Raw genomic sequence first — 15,964 nt, forward strand, 5'->3', positions numbered from 1 at the left:
CCTAAAGATCCCTGCCCGCCCCAACTTCCCTGCCCGCCCTGGATCCCGGCCCCGCCCCACAATCCTTGCCCGCCCGGGATCCCGGCCCGCCCCAAGATCCGCGCCTCCCGGGCTCCTTGTCCGGCCCGGGATCGCTTTCCGGCCCGGGGGAACCGGTGCCCCGGGCTGTGCCGTCCCCCACGGCAGCGGCATAGTGGGGTGCTGCAACCCAGGCGCCCGCCTACCTATCCAGGCACCATCCCGAACCAAGAACCATCCAGGGGGATTCACGACATGCGACCGATCCGACCGGTCACCGCGATCCTGTGCTCGGCCGCGCTCGCGCTGACCGCCGCGGCGTGCGGGCCCGGCGACGGTGAGACCGACGCCAAGCCGACCGTGGCGGTGAGCCTGCCCACCAGCCTGGACGGGGTGAAGATCCCCGACGGGCTCAAGGACAAGCTCAAGGAGCACGGCATCGACCTGGAGAAGTGGAAGGGGGGTGAGTGGAAGAACTGGAAGAAGGAGGACTGGCTCCGCGAGGCGGGCGACTACATCAACCCGATCATCGAGGACCTCTGGGACCCGGACCGGATGCGTGACGCCGCCAAGACGCCGCAGCCCCCCGCCGTCGACCCGGACGCGGGCAAGGACCAGGGCGTCACCGACCCGACCCCGGCTCCGGTGGCCGCCAAGGCCGCGACCCCGCCCTACCACCAGAGCGTCCCCGCCTCCGGCAAGGTCTTCTTCGACGGCCCCGAGGGATCGATGGTCTGCTCGGCGACCGTGGTCAAGGACCCGGCGCACCCCGGCAAGTCCAACATGGTCTGGACGGCCGGCCACTGCGTGCACGCGGGCAAGTCCGGCGGCTGGTACCGCAACATCGCCTTCGTCCCGTCGTACAACAACAGCGGCAAGTCCGCGGCCGCGCTCAAGGGTGCGCCCCGCGAGGAGGTCGCCCCGTACGGCGTGTGGTGGAGCGACTGGGCGCAGACCTCCGACCAGTGGATCGCGACCGGCGGTCCGACCGGCGGCGCGGGTGCCCCGTACGACTTCGCGGTGCTGCACGTGACCCCGGAGAAGGGTGGCGGCAAGTCGCTGGAGGAGACGGTCGGTACGGCGCTCCCGGTGGAGTTCAACGCCCCGGCCGCGCCCAAGATCGCGAAGATGACGGCCACCGGCTACCCGGCGGCGGCTCCGTTCGACGGTCAGAAGACCTTCCAGTGCGCCGACAAGCCGGGCCGGCTGTCGCTGAACGCGACCGACCCCACGATGTACCGCATCGGCTGCACGATGACCGGCGGTTCCTCGGGCGGCGGCTGGGTCGCGGCGGGTAGCGACGGCAAGCCCGCGCTGGTGTCGAACACCTCCATCGGCCCCGCCAAGGCGGGCTGGCTGGCCGGTCCCCGGCTGGGTCCGGAGGCGAAGGGCGTCTTCGACGCGGTGAGCGGCAAGTTCAAGTAGCCGCACCGGCACACCACATGGCTGAGGGCCCCCGCTGCCGCGGGGGCCCTCAGTCGTTCATCCGGTACGCGTCAGTGCTTCGCGAGCACGTACGGAGCGAACTCCGCCGCCAGTTCCGCGTGCACCCGCGCCTTGAGCAGGGTGCCCTCCGCCGTGTGCTCCTCGGAGATCACCTCGCCCTCGGCGTGTGCCCGGGCGACCAGACCGCCGCGCGTGTAAGGCACCACGGCCTCGATCTCGATCGCGGGCCGCGGCAGCTCGGCGTCGATGAGCGCGAGGAGTTCCTCCATGCCCTGCCCCGTGCGCGCCGAGACGGCGATGGAGCGCTTCTCGATCCGCAGCAGGCGCTGGAGCACCAGCGGGTCGGCCGCGTCCGCCTTGTTGATCACCACGATCTCGGGCACCTTGACGGCGCCGACCTCGCGGATGACCTCGCGGACCGCCGCCAGCTGCTCCTCCGGAGCCGGGTGCGAGCCGTCCACGATGTGCAGGATGAGGTCGGAGTCGCCGACCTCCTCCATCGTGGAGCGGAACGCCTCGACGAGGTGGTGCGGCAGGTGCCGGACGAAGCCGACCGTGTCGGCCAGGGTGTAGATCCGGCCGGACGGGGTCTCGGCCCGGCGCACGGTCGGGTCGAGGGTGGCGAACAGCGCGTTCTCCACCAGTACGCCCGCGCCCGTGAGGCGGTTGAGCAGCGAGGACTTGCCGGCGTTGGTGTAACCGGCGATGGCGACCGAGGGCACCTTGTTGCGGCGCCGTTCCTGCCGCTTGATGTCGCGGCCGGTCTTCATCTCCGCGATCTCCCGGCGCATCTTCGCCATCTTCTCGCGGATCCGGCGCCGGTCGGTCTCGATCTTGGTCTCACCGGGGCCGCGGGTGGCCATGCCGCCACCGCCGCCGCCACCCATCTGCCGGGACAGCGAGGCACCCCAGCCGCGCAGTCGCGGCAGCATGTACTGCATCTGCGCGAGTGCGACCTGCGCCTTGCCCTCCCGGGACTTGGCGTGCTGGGCGAAGATGTCGAGGATGAGCGCGGTCCGGTCGACCACCTTCACCTTGACGACGTCTTCGAGGGCGATGAGCTGGCCGGGGCTGAGCTCACCGTCGCAGACGACGGTGTCGGCGCCGCTCTCCATCACGATGTCGCGCAGCTCGCGCGCCTTGCCGGAACCGATGAAGGTGGCCGGGTCGGGCTTGTCGCGGCGCTGGATCACTCCGTCGAGTACGAGCGCGCCCGCCGTCTCGGCGAGGGCGGCCAGCTCCGCGAGGGAGTTGTCCGCGTCCTGCACCGTGCCGGAGGTCCATACGCCGACCAGGACGACCCGCTCCAGGCGGAGCTGGCGGTACTCGACCTCGGTGACGTCTTCGAGCTCGGTGGAGAGGCCGACCACGCGGCGCAGGGCCGCGCGCTCGGAGCGCTCGTACTGGGCGCCGTCCCGGTCTCCGTCGATCTCGTGGCTCCAGGCGACGTCCTCTTCCATCAGGGCGTCGGCCCGAAGGCTCTCGGTGAAGCTCTGCGGATCCGGCGCACCCTGTGCGTCGTCCCGCGCGTCCTGGGAAGGGGAAGAAGAGGAGGTCATTGGATCCTTACGTCGTTTTCGAATGCGTCCGCGTCAGGCGAAGCGGAGCCAAGGCCAAAGCTACTCCCGCGCGTGACATAACACTGTCACGTCCAACGTGTGACACTCCCCGGAGATTCCCCCGGAGCGCCCCGCGGAACGGCCTCGTCGATGGTGGCATGCCCGTTCCGCACGCGTCACACGCTTTTCGGGGCGCTCCACTCCGGGTGCCCCGGCATCGGCGGCGTCTTCTTCCCGTACAGCCACGGCTTCAGGAACGCCGCCAGGTCCCGGCCCGCCTCCTGCGAGGCCAGCCGTACGAAGTCCTCCGTGCCCGCGATCCCGTCCCGGTGCTCCCCCACCCAGCGCCGCTCCACCCGGTCGAAGGCCTTGACCCCGATCTCCTGCCGCAGCGCGTACAGGATCAGCGCGGCCCCGTCGTAGACCGCCGGGCGGAACAGCCCGATCTTCTCGCCCGGGGCGGCCGGCTTGGGCGCGGCCGGGGGGCCGCCCGCCGCCCGCCACTGGTCGGAGCGCTGGTACGCCTCGCGCATCCGCCGCTCCAGGGAGTACTTGCCGAGGCCGTCCGCGTACAGGGCTTCGTACCAGGTGGCGTGGCCCTCGTTGAGCCAGAGGTCGGACCAGGTGCGCGGGCTCACGCTGTCGCCGAACCACTGGTGGGCCAGCTCGTGGACCATCACGGACTCGACGTACCAGTCGGGGTATCCGCCGCCGCCCGCGAACAGCGCGCTCTCGAACAGCGACAGGGTCTGCGTCTCCAGCTCGAAGCCGGTACGGGCCTTCGCGATCAGCACGCCGTAGTTCTCGAAGGGGTAGCGGCCGACCCGGGCCTCCATCCACTCGATGTGCCCGTGGGTCTTCTTCAGCCAGGGCTCCAGCCGTTCCCGGTCCGCCGCGGGGACCACGTCGCGCAGCGGCAGTCCGTGCGGGCCGGTGCGGTGGATCACGGCCGAGTCGCCGATCGAGACCTGGGCGAGCTCGGTGGCCATCGGGTGCAGCGTCCGGTACGTCCACGTGGTCGCGGCGCCCGCCCGGCGGGCCGGCAGCGCGCCCGGCACCCCGTTGGCCACGGCGGTCATCCCGGCCGGCGCGCTCACCCGGAAGGTGAAGTACGCCTTGTCGGCGGGGTGGTCGTTGCACGGGAAGACCCGGTGCGCGGCGTCGGCCTGGTTCGCCATGGCCAGCCCGTCGTCGGTCACCACCCAGCCGCCGTCGCCGCGGCCGCGCGGGTCGCTCGTGTGCCGGACGGTGATGTGCAGGGGCAGGTCCGGCTCCACCGGCCGGGCGGGGGTGAGCACGAGGTCCTCGCCCACGCTCGCGAAGCCGGCGGGTTCCCCGTTGACCTCCGCGGAGGCCACCTTGCCGTGGGTGAAGTCGAGATTGACGGTTTCGAGGCGGGTGAGGCTGCGCGCGTCGATGACGGTGACCGCGTCGAGGGGGCTGCTGTTGTCCTTGTAGGCGAAGGACAGGTCGTACGAGAGCACGTCGTACCCGGGGTTGCCGAGCTCGGGGAACAGCGCGTCGCCGATGCCGAGCGCCTTGGGCGGGGGCACGACGGCGGCGACGAGGGTGAGGGAGGCCGCGGCCAGCAGGGCGGCGCGCAGGCGCGGGGAGGTGAGCTGCATCCCCCACCGCTTATCAGCGCCCGCCACGCGCCCGCGAACGGCGCGCGACGGCTCCACCCGAAAGGGGTCGGGCGGGCTACGCCCGGCTGACGTCACGGACCCCCGGCACGGCCCCGGGGGCTACGCCCGGCTGACGTCGTAGACCCCCGGCACGTCCCGCATGGCCCGCATCAGCGCCGGGAGGCCCGTCGCGTCGGGGAGCTGCAGGGTGTAGCTGTGCCGGACCCGCTGTTCGACCGGCGGCTCCACGGTCGCGGAGACCACCTCGACCCCCTCGCGGGCGATGGCCTCGGTCAGATCGGCCAGCAGGTGGGGGCGGCCGAACGATTCGGCGAGCAGGGTGACCCGGCAGTCCGCGGTCGCCCGCCAGTGCACGGCGACGGGGGTGCGCCCCACCGCCCGCATCTGGGCCACGGTCGCGCAGTGGACCCGGTGCACGGTGACGGCCCCGCCGCGTACGACGAACCCCTCGACGGCGTCCGGCGGGACCGGGGTGCAGCAGCCCGCGAGCCGCACGGTGGCGTCGGGCAGGTCGGCGACGGCGTTGCCCCCGCCGCTGCGGAGGCCGATCACCGAGAGCGGCGGCCGGGGCGCGGCGTCGGCGGGCCGGGCCCCGTCGGGGTGGGACTCCAGCCAGCTGCTGACGGCGATCCGGGCGGCCGGGGTCTTGGCGTGGTCCAGCCAGTCGGCGGTGGGCCCCGAGGAGGCGTCGTGCGCGAGCAGGAGCTGGACGGTGTCCCCGTCCGAGAGCCGGGAGGACAGGGAGGTCAGGCGCCCGTTGACCCGGGCGCCGATACAGCCGTGGGCCGCCTCGCCGTACTGCGCGTAGGCGGCGTCGATACAGCTGGCGCCGGCCGGCAGGCCCAGCGTGCCCCCGTCGGCCCGGAACACGGTGATCTCCCGGTCCTGGGCCAGCTCCGAGCGCAGGACGTCCCAGAAGGTGTCGGGGTCGGGGGCCGACTGCTGCCAGTCGAGCAGCCGCGACAGCCAGCCGGGCCGGGTCGGGTCGACCCGCTCCTCCTCGCAGTCGGCGGGCTCGGCCTGCTGCGGGGAGGTGTACGGATTGCCGAGCGCGACCACGCCCGCCTCGGCGACCCGGTGCATCTGCCGGGTCCGGACGATGACCTCGGCGACGTACCCCTCGGGCGTCGCGAAGGCGGTGTGCAGGGACTGGTAGAGGTTGAACTTCGGGGAGGCGATGAAGTCCTTGAACTCGGAGATGACCGGGGTGAAGCAGGTGTGCAGCTCCCCCAGCACGGCGTAACAGTCCGCGTTCTCCCCTACGAGGACCAGCAGGCGGCCGAAGTCGGAGCCGCGCAGCTCCCCGCGCTTGAGGGAGATCCGGTGCACGGAGACGAAGTGCCGGGGCCGCACGACCACCTCGGCGGCGATGCCCGCGTCGCGCAGGACGGCCCGTACCGAGTCGGCGATGGCGGGCAGCGGGTCGCGTTCGCCCGCGTGGGCCGCGATGAGGGCGCGGGTGTGCTCGTACTCCTCGGGGTGCAGGATCGCGAAGACCAGGTCTTCCAGCTCGGTCTTCAGGGCCTGCACGCCGAGCCGTTCGGCGAGCGGGATGAGCACGTCGCGGGTGACCTTGGCGATGCGTGCCTGTTTCTCGGGCCGCATCACCCCGAGGGTGCGCATGTTGTGCAGCCGGTCGGCGAGTTTGATGGACATCACGCGGACGTCGTTGCCGGTGGCGACGAGCATCTTGCGGAAGGTCTCGGGCTCGGCGGCGGCGCCGTAGTCGATCTTCTCGACCTTGGTGACCCCGTCGACGATGAAGCAGACCTCGTCGCCGAACTCCTCGCGGACCTGATCGAGGGTCACGTCGGTGTCCTCGACGGTGTCGTGGAGGAGCGAGGCCGTCAGCGTCGTGGTTTCGGCGCCCAGTTCGGCCAGGATGAGCGTGACGGCGAGCGGATGTGTGATGTACGGCTCACCGCTCTTGCGCATCTGGCCGCGGTGCGAGGTCTCGGCGAGCAGGTACGCGCGGCGCAGGAGCGACAGGTCCGCGTCGGGGTGGTGGGCGCGGTGCGCTTCGGCGACATGGCCGATGGCGTCCGGCAGCCGGTCCCGGGGCGTGGGGCCGAGCAGCGCAGCGCGTCCGAGTCGTCGCAGGTCAAGCCTGGTACGGCCGCGTCTGCGAAGTTCGGGGAGCGCTTCGGGACGTGCTTCGGGGTTCGTGGCCTCTGCACTCATGGGCACCTCCGGCGGCTTCGACCGGCGGTGGTGGGCATGGGGTGCGCCCGCAGGGCCGGTGCCTGATGCTACCGACCCCACCACGTGGCGCAGTCCACCTCTCGCTCAGCGTGAAACGGATCACCCATTAGAGGGAAGCTTCAGGCGAAAGCCGTTTCGGTGAGCCAGGCGGGATCGAACTCGCCCTCGGCCACGATCACGGCGGGTCCGGTCATCTCGATCCGCCCGTCGGGGTGCTCGGTGATGACCAGGGTGCCGCCGGGCAGATCGACGGTGTACGTGGCGGGCGCGCCGGTGACGGCCGGGTCCGCGCCGTCGCGGCGGATGGCGGCCACGGCGACCGCGCAGGCGCCGGTGCCGCAGGAGCGGGTCTCGCCGGAGCCTCGCTCGTGGACGCGCATGGCGACGTGCCGCGGGCCGCGGTCGACGACGAACTCGACGTTGACACCCGTCGGGTAGGCGGACGCCGGGCTGTACGGGGGCGGGTCCAGCAGCTTCCCGGCGTCGTCCAGGCTGTCGACGAAGGCCACCGCGTGCGGGTTCCCCATGTTGACGTTGCGCGCGGGCCAGGAGCGGTCGCCGACGGAGACGGTGACCTCGCCCTCGGGCAGCTCGGCGCGGCCCATGGAGACGGTCACGTCGCCGGTCTTGTCGAGGTGCACCCGCTTGACCCCGCCGCGCGTGGCGACGGCCAGGTCGCCCGGCTCCACGTGCCCGGCGTGCTGGAGGTAGCGGGCGAAGACGCGGACGCCGTTGCCGCACATCTCGGCGATGGAGCCGTCGCTGTTGCGGTAGTCCATGAACCACTCGGCCTCGTCGGCCAGGTGCGCGGCCTCGGGGTGCGCGGCGGAGCGCACGACGTGCAGCACGCCGTCGGCGCCGATCCCGGCCCTGCGGTCGCACAGCCGCGCGACGGCGGAGGCCGGCAGCTCGATGGCGTTGTCCGGGTCCGGGACGATCACGAAGTCGTTCTCGGTGCCGTGGCCCTTGAGGAAGGAGAGGCTGGTCTGCGTCACCCGCCCATGGTACCGAGCCGGTGCCCGGCACGGCCGGGCCGGCTCAGCTAGCGGAGCCGGGCCACCCGGTACACCGCGAGCGCCACGACGCCCAGCGCGACCAGCGCGTACAGCGCGTACAGCAGGGCGAGGCGCCAGTCGGGGCGCTGCCCCGAGCCGCGGGCCGGGAGCCCCGGCAGGGCGTAGCCCACGCGGCGCGCGGCCATCATGCCCCAGCCGCCCGCGCAGCAGCTGATGAGGAATCCGAGCATGGCGACGACCGCTCCGCCGTCGCCGAACTCGAAGGCGAGCGGGAAGGCGAACATCAGGGATCCGGCCGCGGCCAGCATGACGATGGGGGCGATCTGCCACAGCCTCAGCCGGCGCTGCGGGCGCAGTTCCACCTCGAACGCGGGGGCGGCGGCGGCCTCCGCCTCGGCGGAGTCCGGCGCGTCCGGGCCGTCGGGGGTCAGCCGCGCGGGATCCGCAGGCAGTCCGAGGCCGTCCGCGTCCGCGGGCAGGGCGAGGGCGTCGGCTTCCCCCGGCGCTCCGCCGAGCGGGCCGTCGCCTTCGGCGAGGGTGCTGTGAAGCATCGGGTCCGTTTCCCGTCGGGTGTCGTCCCGACCGGTGTCACGAGGGCCGGCCTCCATCGCCACGCGCCCTCCCCACTTGGACTTCGTACGCCGCCGTTCACCGCCGGTGACGGCACCGGCGGAAGTTTGATGATGGCACGCCGTCAGGCCCCGGACGGGCGTGCGGGGCGTCCCGATGCCATCACGTGATCAGGCTGTAACCGCTCGTTCGACCAACGACTGCGCGAGTCCGGCGAGTTCCGATCGGTCCTCGGCGGCCCCGCTGAGCCAGTGCACCCTCGGGTCGCGGCGGAACCAGGAGTCCTGCCGGCGGGCGAAGCGCTTGGTGGCGCGGACCGTTTCGGCGCGGGCTTCCTCCTCCGTGCACTCCCCGGCCAGGGCGGCCAGCACCTGCTGGTAGCCGAGCGCCCTGGAGGCGGTGATTCCGCCCCGCAGGCCCGCGGCCTCCAGCGTGCGGACCTCGTCCACCAGCCCGGCCTCCCACATCCGGTCCACGCGCAGCGCGATCCGCTCGTCGAGCTCGGGCCGGGCCACGTCCACGCCGATCTGGACCGTGTCGTAGACGGACTCGTGGCCGGGCAGGTTGGCGGTGAACGGCCGCCCGGTGATCTCGATGACCTCCAGCGCGCGCACGATGCGGCGGCCGTTGCTGGGCAGGATGGCCTGCGCCGCGGCCGGGTCGGCGGCGGCGAGGCGGGCGTGCAGGGCGCCGGGGCCGCGCAGGGTGACCTCGGCCTCCAGCCGGGCCCGGACCTCGGGGTCGGTGCCGGGGAACTCCATGGCGTCGAGCGCGCCGCGCACGTAGAGGCCGGAACCGCCGACGAGGACCGGCGTACGGCCCTGGGCGAGCAGCTTGTCGATCTCGGCGCGGGCGAGGCGCTGGTACTCGGCGACGCTCGCCGTCTCGGTGACGTCCCAGATGTCGAGGAGGTGGTGCGGGACCCCTCCGCGCTCCTCGGTCGTCAGTTTGGCGGTACCGATGTCCATCCCCCGGTACAGCTGCATCGAGTCGGCGTTGACGACTTCGCCGTCGAAATGACGGGCCAGGGCTACGCCCAGATCGGACTTTCCGGCCGCGGTGGGTCCTACGACGGCGATGACCCGCGGGGCGGGGGCTGCTTTCCTCACCGCACCAGTCTCGCAGCCCCTCGTCAAGGCGCTGCCATGTACCCGATCGAGCTACGTGACGGGACCGGGCCGGGGTCGTTGCCTTGGCGGGGTTCCGGCCGGGCGCGCGCCTGCCGTACGGCGGCCCGTCCACGGCGGAACTTCACTCACACGAGTAACGTTATAGGAGTAGACATGGGCATTTTGGACCGGCTTCTCGGCCGCAAGACCCAGGCGACGACCGAAGAGGCCGTTTCCGCGGATCTGACGGTGGAGTCCGCGACGGCCGACGAGGCCGGGACCGAGCAGGCTGTGGCGGAGGAGAGCGCGGCGGTGGAAGCCGTCGAGATCCCGAAGCAGCAGTCGGCGCAGACCACCGCGGACAGCGAGGCCGCAGAGGGTGCCCGTACGTAGCTTCGCTATTGGAAGGTGACCCATGGGCCTGCTGGACAATCTGAAGGCCAAGCTCGCGCCCGCCAAGGACAAGGTCGGCGACCTCGCTGCACAGCACGAGGGCAAGATCACCCAGAATCTGGAGAAGGTGGCCAAGGCCGTCGACTCCAAGACCAAGGGCAAGTACAGCGGCCAGATCTCTAGCGGCGCGGACAAGGCGAAGGATGCCCTGGGCAAGATCGCGCACAAGGACGCTCCCGGCGGGCCGACGCCGCCGGCCGCTTCCTGACGCGGTCCCGGAACCCCGGACTCACCGGCATCACGGAAGGGGCGCAGCACCACTCGGTGCTGCGCCCCTTCTCCGTTCCCCGCGTGCGTTGCTACCGCCGCTACGACCAGGCGGCGACGAAGTACCCGACCCCGTACGGGGCGTCCTCGTACAGCAGTCGTCCGTCCAGCCCCGCACCCTCGGCGGCGCCCGCGAGCACCTGCCAGGGGGCCCGTCCGGCGGCCTGGAGCTCGGCGGCGAGTTCCGCGTCGAGGGCGGCGAGGGCGGGCAGGTCGGCGGCGCCGAGCGCGCGGGCGGCCTCGGCGTCGAAGGCGGCGGCGCGTTCGTCGAGGTAACCGGGGGCCTTGAGGGACCGGCAGGCGCTGCCGTCACCCATCACGAGCAGGGCGACCCGCTCCTCGCGTGCGGCGAGCTCCCGGCCGGCCTCCAGACACCGCCCGGTGTCCAGCGGCCCGGCGACCCCGAACCCCTCCAGGGGCGCGGCGCCCCAGCCCGCCCGGCCGAGCAGCCAGGCGCCGACCGCGAGCGGGGTGGGCAGCAGCCGCGGCCCCTCCTCGCCCTCGCCCAGCCGTACGTCGGCCCCGGCGCCGAATCCGCGGAAGGTGCCGCGGGAGCCCTGGGGGTAGGCGCCGTGGTGGTCGGGGTCGCAGGCTCCGACCACGACGAGCAGGTCGGGCCGGGAGGCGGCGAGCACGGACAGCGCGTCGGAACACGCGGTCCGGGCGTCGCCGAGTTCGGCGGCGGCTCCCGTGGCGAGCTCCGGGAGGAGCATCGGCGGGGCGGGGCAGACGGCGGCGGCTACGAGCATGATCCGCAGCGTAGCCGCCCCGCTCCTTCTTGACGCGCTCCTTCTTGACGCGAAGCTCGCACCGCTGCGCGGGCTTCGCCCCGCTGCGCCGGACTCCGTCCGGCGGCGGCGCGTCAAAAGGACGTGCGGCGCGTTATGAAGGGCTGGCGCAGCCCGACGTCGTGGCCGGGAGGGGGGCCGGGACGCCCAGGGTCGGGATGCCGAGGAGGACGCCCTTCGGCTGGGCCGGAGCCGCGTTGCGCTTCTCCCAGGCGTCGCCGGCACGGGTACGGCGTACCGCCCCCGTCGGGCCCTCCGCGAGGAGGTGGTGGGGGGCCGCGTAGGTGATCTCGACCGTCACCACGTCACCCGGGCGGACCTCGCCGTCCGGCTTGGTGAAGTGGACCAGGCGGTTGTCGGGGGCCCGCCCGGACAACCGGTGCGTGGCCCCGTCCTTGCGGCCCTCGCCCTCCGCGACCATGACCTCCAGGGTCCGGCCGACCTGCTTCTTGTTCTCGTCCCAGGAGATCTCCTCCTGGAGGGCGACCAGGCGCATGTACCGCTCCTGGACGACCTCCTTGGGGATCTGCCCCTCCATGTCGGCGGCCGGGGTCCCGGGGCGCTTGGAGTACTGGAAGGTGAAGGCGTTCGCGAAGCGCGCCTCGCGCACCGCGTGCATGGTCTGCTGGAAGTCCTCCTCCGTCTCACCGGGGAAGCCCACGATGATGTCGGTGGAGATCGCGGCGTGCGGGATGGAGGCGCGGACCTTCTCGATGATGCCGAGGAAGCGCTCCTGGCGGTACGAGCGGCGCATCGCCTTCAGGATGGTGTCCGATCCGGACTGCATCGGCATGTGCAGCTGCGGCATGACGTTCGGGGTCTCGGCCATCGCCGCGATCACGTCGTCGGTGAAGTCGCGCGGGTGCGGGGAGGTGAAACGGACCCGCTCCAGGCCCTCGATGGCTCCGCAGGCGCGCAGCAGCTTGGAGAACGCCTCGCGGTCGCCCAGGTCGGAGCCGTAGGCGTTGACGTTCTGGCCGAGCAGGGTGATCTCGGAGACGCCCTCGGCGACGAGCGCCTCGACCTCGGCGAGGATGTCGCCGGGACGGCGGTCCTCCTCCTTGCCGCGCAGCGCCGGGACGATGCAGAAGGTGCAGGTGTTGTTGCAGCCGACGGAGATCGAGACCCAGGCGGCGTACGCGGACTCGCGCCGGGTCGGGAGCGTGGAGGGGAAGGCCTCCAGCGATTCGGCGATCTCGATCTGCGCCTCTTCCTGGATGCGCGCGCGCTCCAGCAGGACGGGCAGCTTGCCGATGTTGTGCGTGCCGAAGACCACGTCGACCCAGGGGGCGCGGTCCACGATGGTGTCGCGGTCCTTCTGCGCGAGACAGCCGCCGACGGCGATCTGCATGCCGGGGCGCTTGGTCTTCATCGGCGCGAGCCGGCCGAGGTTGCCGTAGAGCTTGTTGTCGGCGTTCTCGCGGACGGCGCAGGTGTTGAACACGACGACGTCGGCGTCACCGTCGGAGCCCTGGGGCGCGCGGACGTACCCGGCGTCCTCCAGCAGGCCGGACAGCCGCTCGGAGTCGTGCACGTTCATCTGACAGCCGTACGTCCGGACCTCGTACGTTTTCACAACAGTCGCCTCGCCGCTCTCGGTGCTCACTCAGCAAGGGTAAGGGTCGGGCGTGGCGGCCCGGGCCGGGTGCGTGCCGGAGCGGGTCCGCGGGGCCGGGCGGGCCGTGACAGGAGGGCCGGTCGGTGGCAGGATCGCGGCCATGCCTCTCGTACCGCCCCGGATCAGCAGGCGCCGTGCCCTGCGGGCCCTGGTGGCCGTACTGGCGGTGCTCTGCGCGCTCGTCTGGTGGCTGCGGCCCTTCGGCCGGCCGGAGCTCACGGGTGGGATCACCCTCAGCACCGGAGTCCAGAACGGGGTCTACCACCGCTACGGACTGCTGCTGGAGCAGGCGCTCGCCGAGGACGTGCCCGGGTTGCGGGTCCGCCTGAAGACCAGCGAGGGCTCGCAGCAGAACCTGCAGCGGGTGGCCGCCGGCGAGGCCGACTTCACGGTGGCGACGGCCGACGCCGTGGCCAAGTACCAGGTCGACCGGAAGCCCGGGGCGGAGCGGCTGCGGGCCCTGGCCCGCCTTTACGACGACTACGTCCAGCTCGTGGTGCCCGCCGGCTCGCCCGTCCAGTCCACCCGGGACCTGCGGGGCAAGCGGGTCGCCGTCGGCCAGGAGGGCTCGGGGGTGCGGCTGATCGCGGAGCGCATGCTCAGGGCGGCGGGACTGGACCCGGTGCGCGACGTCACCCCGGTGGCCATCGGCATCGACACCGTGCCGGCGGAGCTGGAGGCCGGTCGGATCGACGCCTTCTTCTGGTCGGGCGGGTTGCCCACCACTGCCGTGAAGGAGCTCTCGGAGCGGTTCGAGATCCGGCTCGTGCAGCTCGGCGACCTGGTGGAGGCGCTGCAGGCCAGCGGCAGCCCCGCGCGGTACTACCGGGCCGCGGTGATGCCCCAGGACGCCTACGACCGTGCCCGCAGCAACTCGGCGGTGTCCACCGTCGCGGTGCCGAACCTGCTGGTGACCCGGGAGGACGCGGGCACCGAGCTCACGGAGCAGTTCACCCGCACGGTGATCGACAGCCGGGACAAGATCGGGGCCAAGGTGCACGCCGCCCAGCTCGTGGACCTGAGGACGGCGATCTACACGGATCCCCTGCAACTGCACGAGGGCGCGGCCCGCTACTACCGCTCCGTCAAACCCTGAGACGCCGTCTCACGCCCTGAAACGCCGCCTCACGACTTCAGCAGCATCGTCGCCGCGGCGGCGGCCCCGATCAGGCCCGCGTGGGTGCCCAGCATCGCCGGGACGACCTGGAGGTCCTTGACGAAGGACAGGGTCGCGTACGAGGCCAGGTGCGCGCGGACCGGCCCGAAGAGGGTGTCCCCGCTGGCGGCGACGCCGCCTCCGATGACGGCGATGTCGGTCTCGACGAGGGTGGCGGTGGCCGCGATGGCCGCTGCGAGCGCCCGGCCCGCGCGGTCGAAGGCGGCCAGGGCGACGGGATCGCCCGCGGCAGCGGCGACGGCCACCCCGGCCGCGGTGGCGTCCCCGGCCGGGACCCACCCCTGGGCCAGGGCCCAGGCCGCGATGGCGGTGCCGGAGGCGAGGGACTCCACGCAGCCGCGGCCTCCGCAGGCGCAGGGCTCCCCGTCGAAGGCGACGCTGATGTGGCCGATGTGACCCGCGTTCCCGGTGGGGCCGGGGTGCAACTGGTTGTTCAGGACGAGTCCGCCGCCGACGCCGGTGGAGACCACCATGCAGAGCGCGTTGGCGTGCCCGCGGGCGGCGCCCAGCCAGTGCTCGGCGGCGGTCATCGCCACCCCGTCGCCGGCCAGCACCGTGGGGATCCGCGCCCCGTGCCGCGCGAGCTCGGCCTCCACCCGGGCCTGCACGGGGAAGCCCCGCCAGGCGCCGATGTTGACCGGGCTGACCGTGCCGCGCGCGGTGTCCACCGGGCCCGCACTGCCGATCCCGCACCGGACGGCCGACGCCCAGAGCGGGGACTCCGCGAGCTCGGCGACGACCTCCGCGACGGCGGCGAACACGGTGTCCCCGTCGGCGCCGCGCGGGGTGGGCCGCCGGGTGGTGGCCGTCATGGCGCCGTCGGAGTCCACCAGCGCTCCGGCGACCTTCGTACCGCCGATGTCGATCGCGACCGTCGGGCCGGAGTCGGCCTGCGCACCGGCGCGGGGGGCGGGGAATGCGGAGGTGGGGGTGGGAGTGGTCACGGTGGCGCTCCAGGAAGGGGGTCGGTTTCAGTATGCGGCCGGCGGCGGCGCCGTACTCTCACGGGGCTCCAGCCTGGGCAGCTCGCTCTCGCGGGACCTCGGCCGGCCCCCCGCGAGGAGGGCGAGGAGCTCCTCGGCGGCGAGCCGTCCGAAGCCCGCGGTGTCGCGGACCAGGGCCGTGAGCCGGGGCCGGGTGACCCGGCAGAGCGCGGAGTCGTCCCAGGCGACGACGGAGAGCCCGCCCGGGACCGGGATGCCCAGCTCGGAGGCGACGGCCACACCGGCCACCGCCATGACGTCGTTGTCGTAGACGATCGCGGTCGGCGGCTCCGGCTCGGCGAGGATCCGCCGGGTGGCCTCCGCCCCCTCGGCGTCGGAGTAGTCGGTGGTGACCGAGCGCACCTGTCCGGCGCCGAGTCCCAGCCGCTCGGCCTCGGCGCGCAGCGAGGCGATCCGGCGCTCGGTGTGGGCGAGCCCGGGCAGTCCCGCGACGTGCGCGATCCGGCGGTGGCCGAGCCCGTACAGGTGGTCGAGCACCTGCGCCATGGCGCCCGCGTCGTCGGCCCGGACCGCGGACAGGGCGCCGGGGGCGGCGGAGGCGGGAGAGGCGGAGTCGGGGGCGGCGGAGCCAGGAGAGGCCGAGTCGGGAGAGGCCGAGTCGGGAGAGGCGCAGGCCGGTCCCGTCTCCCCCACCGTGACGGCCGGCAGGCCGAGCTGTTCGAGCAGCGCGGGGCGCGGGTCGTCGGTCCTCGGGTCCACGACGACGACCCCGTCGACGCGCCGCTCGGCCCACCAGCGGCGGTAGACGGCGCATTCGGCGTCGAGGTCCTCGACCACCTGGAAGAGCAAGGCGATCCGGCCGGCGGCCAGCACCTCCTGGATGCCGGAGACGAGCTGGAGGAAGAAGGACTCGACGCCGAGGGTGTGCGCGGGCCGGGCGAGGACCAGGCCCACGGCGCCGGACTGTTCCCCGGAGAGGGCGCGGGCGGCGCTGTTGGGCTGCCAGCCGAGCTCCTCGGCGACCCGCCGGATGCGGGCGCGGGTGTCCTGGGAGACCCCGGGCCGGTTGTTGAGCGCGAAGGAGACGGCGCTCTCCGACACCCCGGCCTGGCGGGCGATGTCCTTGATGGTGGGTCTGCGGGCCATGGCCT

General features: G+C 73.1%; 14 protein-coding genes. 4 read left to right on the plus strand and 10 right to left on the minus strand.

All coding sequences use genetic code 11. The annotated features are described in order from the left end of the window. The first annotated feature begins 273 nt into the window (after positions 1-273). Entirely contained in the window at positions 274-1,443 is a 1,170-nt protein-coding gene (locus AC3IX6_RS09000; RefSeq protein WP_489369702.1) for a trypsin-like serine peptidase, read from the plus strand. A gap of 71 nt (positions 1,444-1,514) precedes the next feature. Here AC3IX6_RS09000 and hflX read toward each other — a convergent pair whose 3' ends face one another. The 6 genes from hflX to miaA form a co-directional block, all read right to left on the minus strand. Then, complete coding sequence (gene hflX / locus AC3IX6_RS09005) at positions 1,515-3,023, minus strand: GTPase HflX (protein ID WP_489369703.1); 1,509 nt, start codon at positions 3,021-3,023, stop codon at positions 1,515-1,517. A gap of 176 nt (positions 3,024-3,199) precedes the next feature. Beyond that, positions 3,200-4,648 carry a M1 family metallopeptidase gene (locus AC3IX6_RS09010; protein ID WP_489369704.1) on the minus strand — a complete coding sequence of 483 codons (1,449 nt, stop codon included), beginning with the start codon at positions 4,646-4,648 and terminating at the stop codon, positions 3,200-3,202. Positions 4,649-4,768: 120 nt separating this feature from the next. Further along, positions 4,769-6,850 (minus strand): RelA/SpoT family protein, encoded by a 2,082-nt coding sequence (locus AC3IX6_RS09015; protein WP_489369705.1) that lies wholly within the window; start codon positions 6,848-6,850, stop codon positions 4,769-4,771. Between the two features lie 140 nt (positions 6,851-6,990). After that, complete coding sequence (gene dapF / locus AC3IX6_RS09020) at positions 6,991-7,866, minus strand: diaminopimelate epimerase (RefSeq protein WP_274549853.1); 876 nt, start codon at positions 7,864-7,866, stop codon at positions 6,991-6,993. A gap of 47 nt (positions 7,867-7,913) precedes the next feature. Continuing rightward, positions 7,914-8,501 carry a hypothetical protein gene (locus tag AC3IX6_RS09025; RefSeq protein ID WP_489369706.1) on the minus strand — a complete coding sequence of 196 codons (588 nt, stop codon included), beginning with the start codon at positions 8,499-8,501 and terminating at the stop codon, positions 7,914-7,916. 126 nt (positions 8,502-8,627) lie between these two features. After that, positions 8,628-9,566 carry a tRNA (adenosine(37)-N6)-dimethylallyltransferase MiaA gene (gene miaA, locus AC3IX6_RS09030; RefSeq protein ID WP_489369707.1) on the minus strand — a complete coding sequence of 313 codons (939 nt, stop codon included), beginning with the start codon at positions 9,564-9,566 and terminating at the stop codon, positions 8,628-8,630. Positions 9,567-9,740: 174 nt separating this feature from the next. Here miaA and AC3IX6_RS09035 point away from each other — a divergent pair, with 174 nt between their 5' ends. After that, positions 9,741-9,959 carry a gliding motility protein gene (locus tag AC3IX6_RS09035; RefSeq protein ID WP_489369708.1) on the plus strand — a complete coding sequence of 73 codons (219 nt, stop codon included), beginning with the start codon at positions 9,741-9,743 and terminating at the stop codon, positions 9,957-9,959. Positions 9,960-9,981: 22 nt separating this feature from the next. Further along, on the plus strand, positions 9,982-10,227 hold the full coding sequence (locus AC3IX6_RS09040; RefSeq protein ID WP_266881466.1) for an antitoxin: 246 nt from the start codon (positions 9,982-9,984) through the stop codon (positions 10,225-10,227). 100 nt (positions 10,228-10,327) lie between these two features. On the opposite strand, the gene AC3IX6_RS09045 is transcribed toward AC3IX6_RS09040, so the two are convergent. Both AC3IX6_RS09045 and miaB read right to left on the minus strand, forming a co-directional pair. After that, positions 10,328-11,035 (minus strand): class III extradiol ring-cleavage dioxygenase family protein, encoded by a 708-nt coding sequence (locus tag AC3IX6_RS09045; protein ID WP_489369709.1) that lies wholly within the window; start codon positions 11,033-11,035, stop codon positions 10,328-10,330. 133 nt (positions 11,036-11,168) lie between these two features. Next, positions 11,169-12,680 carry a tRNA (N6-isopentenyl adenosine(37)-C2)-methylthiotransferase MiaB gene (gene miaB, locus AC3IX6_RS09050; protein ID WP_489369710.1) on the minus strand — a complete coding sequence of 504 codons (1,512 nt, stop codon included), beginning with the start codon at positions 12,678-12,680 and terminating at the stop codon, positions 11,169-11,171. Between the two features lie 112 nt (positions 12,681-12,792). Here miaB and AC3IX6_RS09055 point away from each other — a divergent pair, with 112 nt between their 5' ends. Next, positions 12,793-13,788 (plus strand): TAXI family TRAP transporter solute-binding subunit, encoded by a 996-nt coding sequence (locus AC3IX6_RS09055; RefSeq protein ID WP_489369711.1) that lies wholly within the window; start codon positions 12,793-12,795, stop codon positions 13,786-13,788. 29 nt (positions 13,789-13,817) lie between these two features. On the opposite strand, the gene AC3IX6_RS09060 is transcribed toward AC3IX6_RS09055, so the two are convergent. Together AC3IX6_RS09060 and AC3IX6_RS09065 are read right to left on the minus strand one after the other, a co-directional pair. Then, complete coding sequence (locus AC3IX6_RS09060; RefSeq protein WP_489371381.1) at positions 13,818-14,735, minus strand: ROK family protein; 918 nt, start codon at positions 14,733-14,735, stop codon at positions 13,818-13,820. Positions 14,736-14,840: 105 nt separating this feature from the next. After that, positions 14,841-15,959, minus strand: a complete 1,119-nt coding sequence (locus AC3IX6_RS09065) for a LacI family DNA-binding transcriptional regulator (protein WP_489369712.1) — start codon at positions 15,957-15,959, stop codon at positions 14,841-14,843. Between the last annotated feature and the right edge of the window lie 5 nt (positions 15,960-15,964).

Source organism: Streptomyces sp. GL_141 (assembly GCF_057834385.1).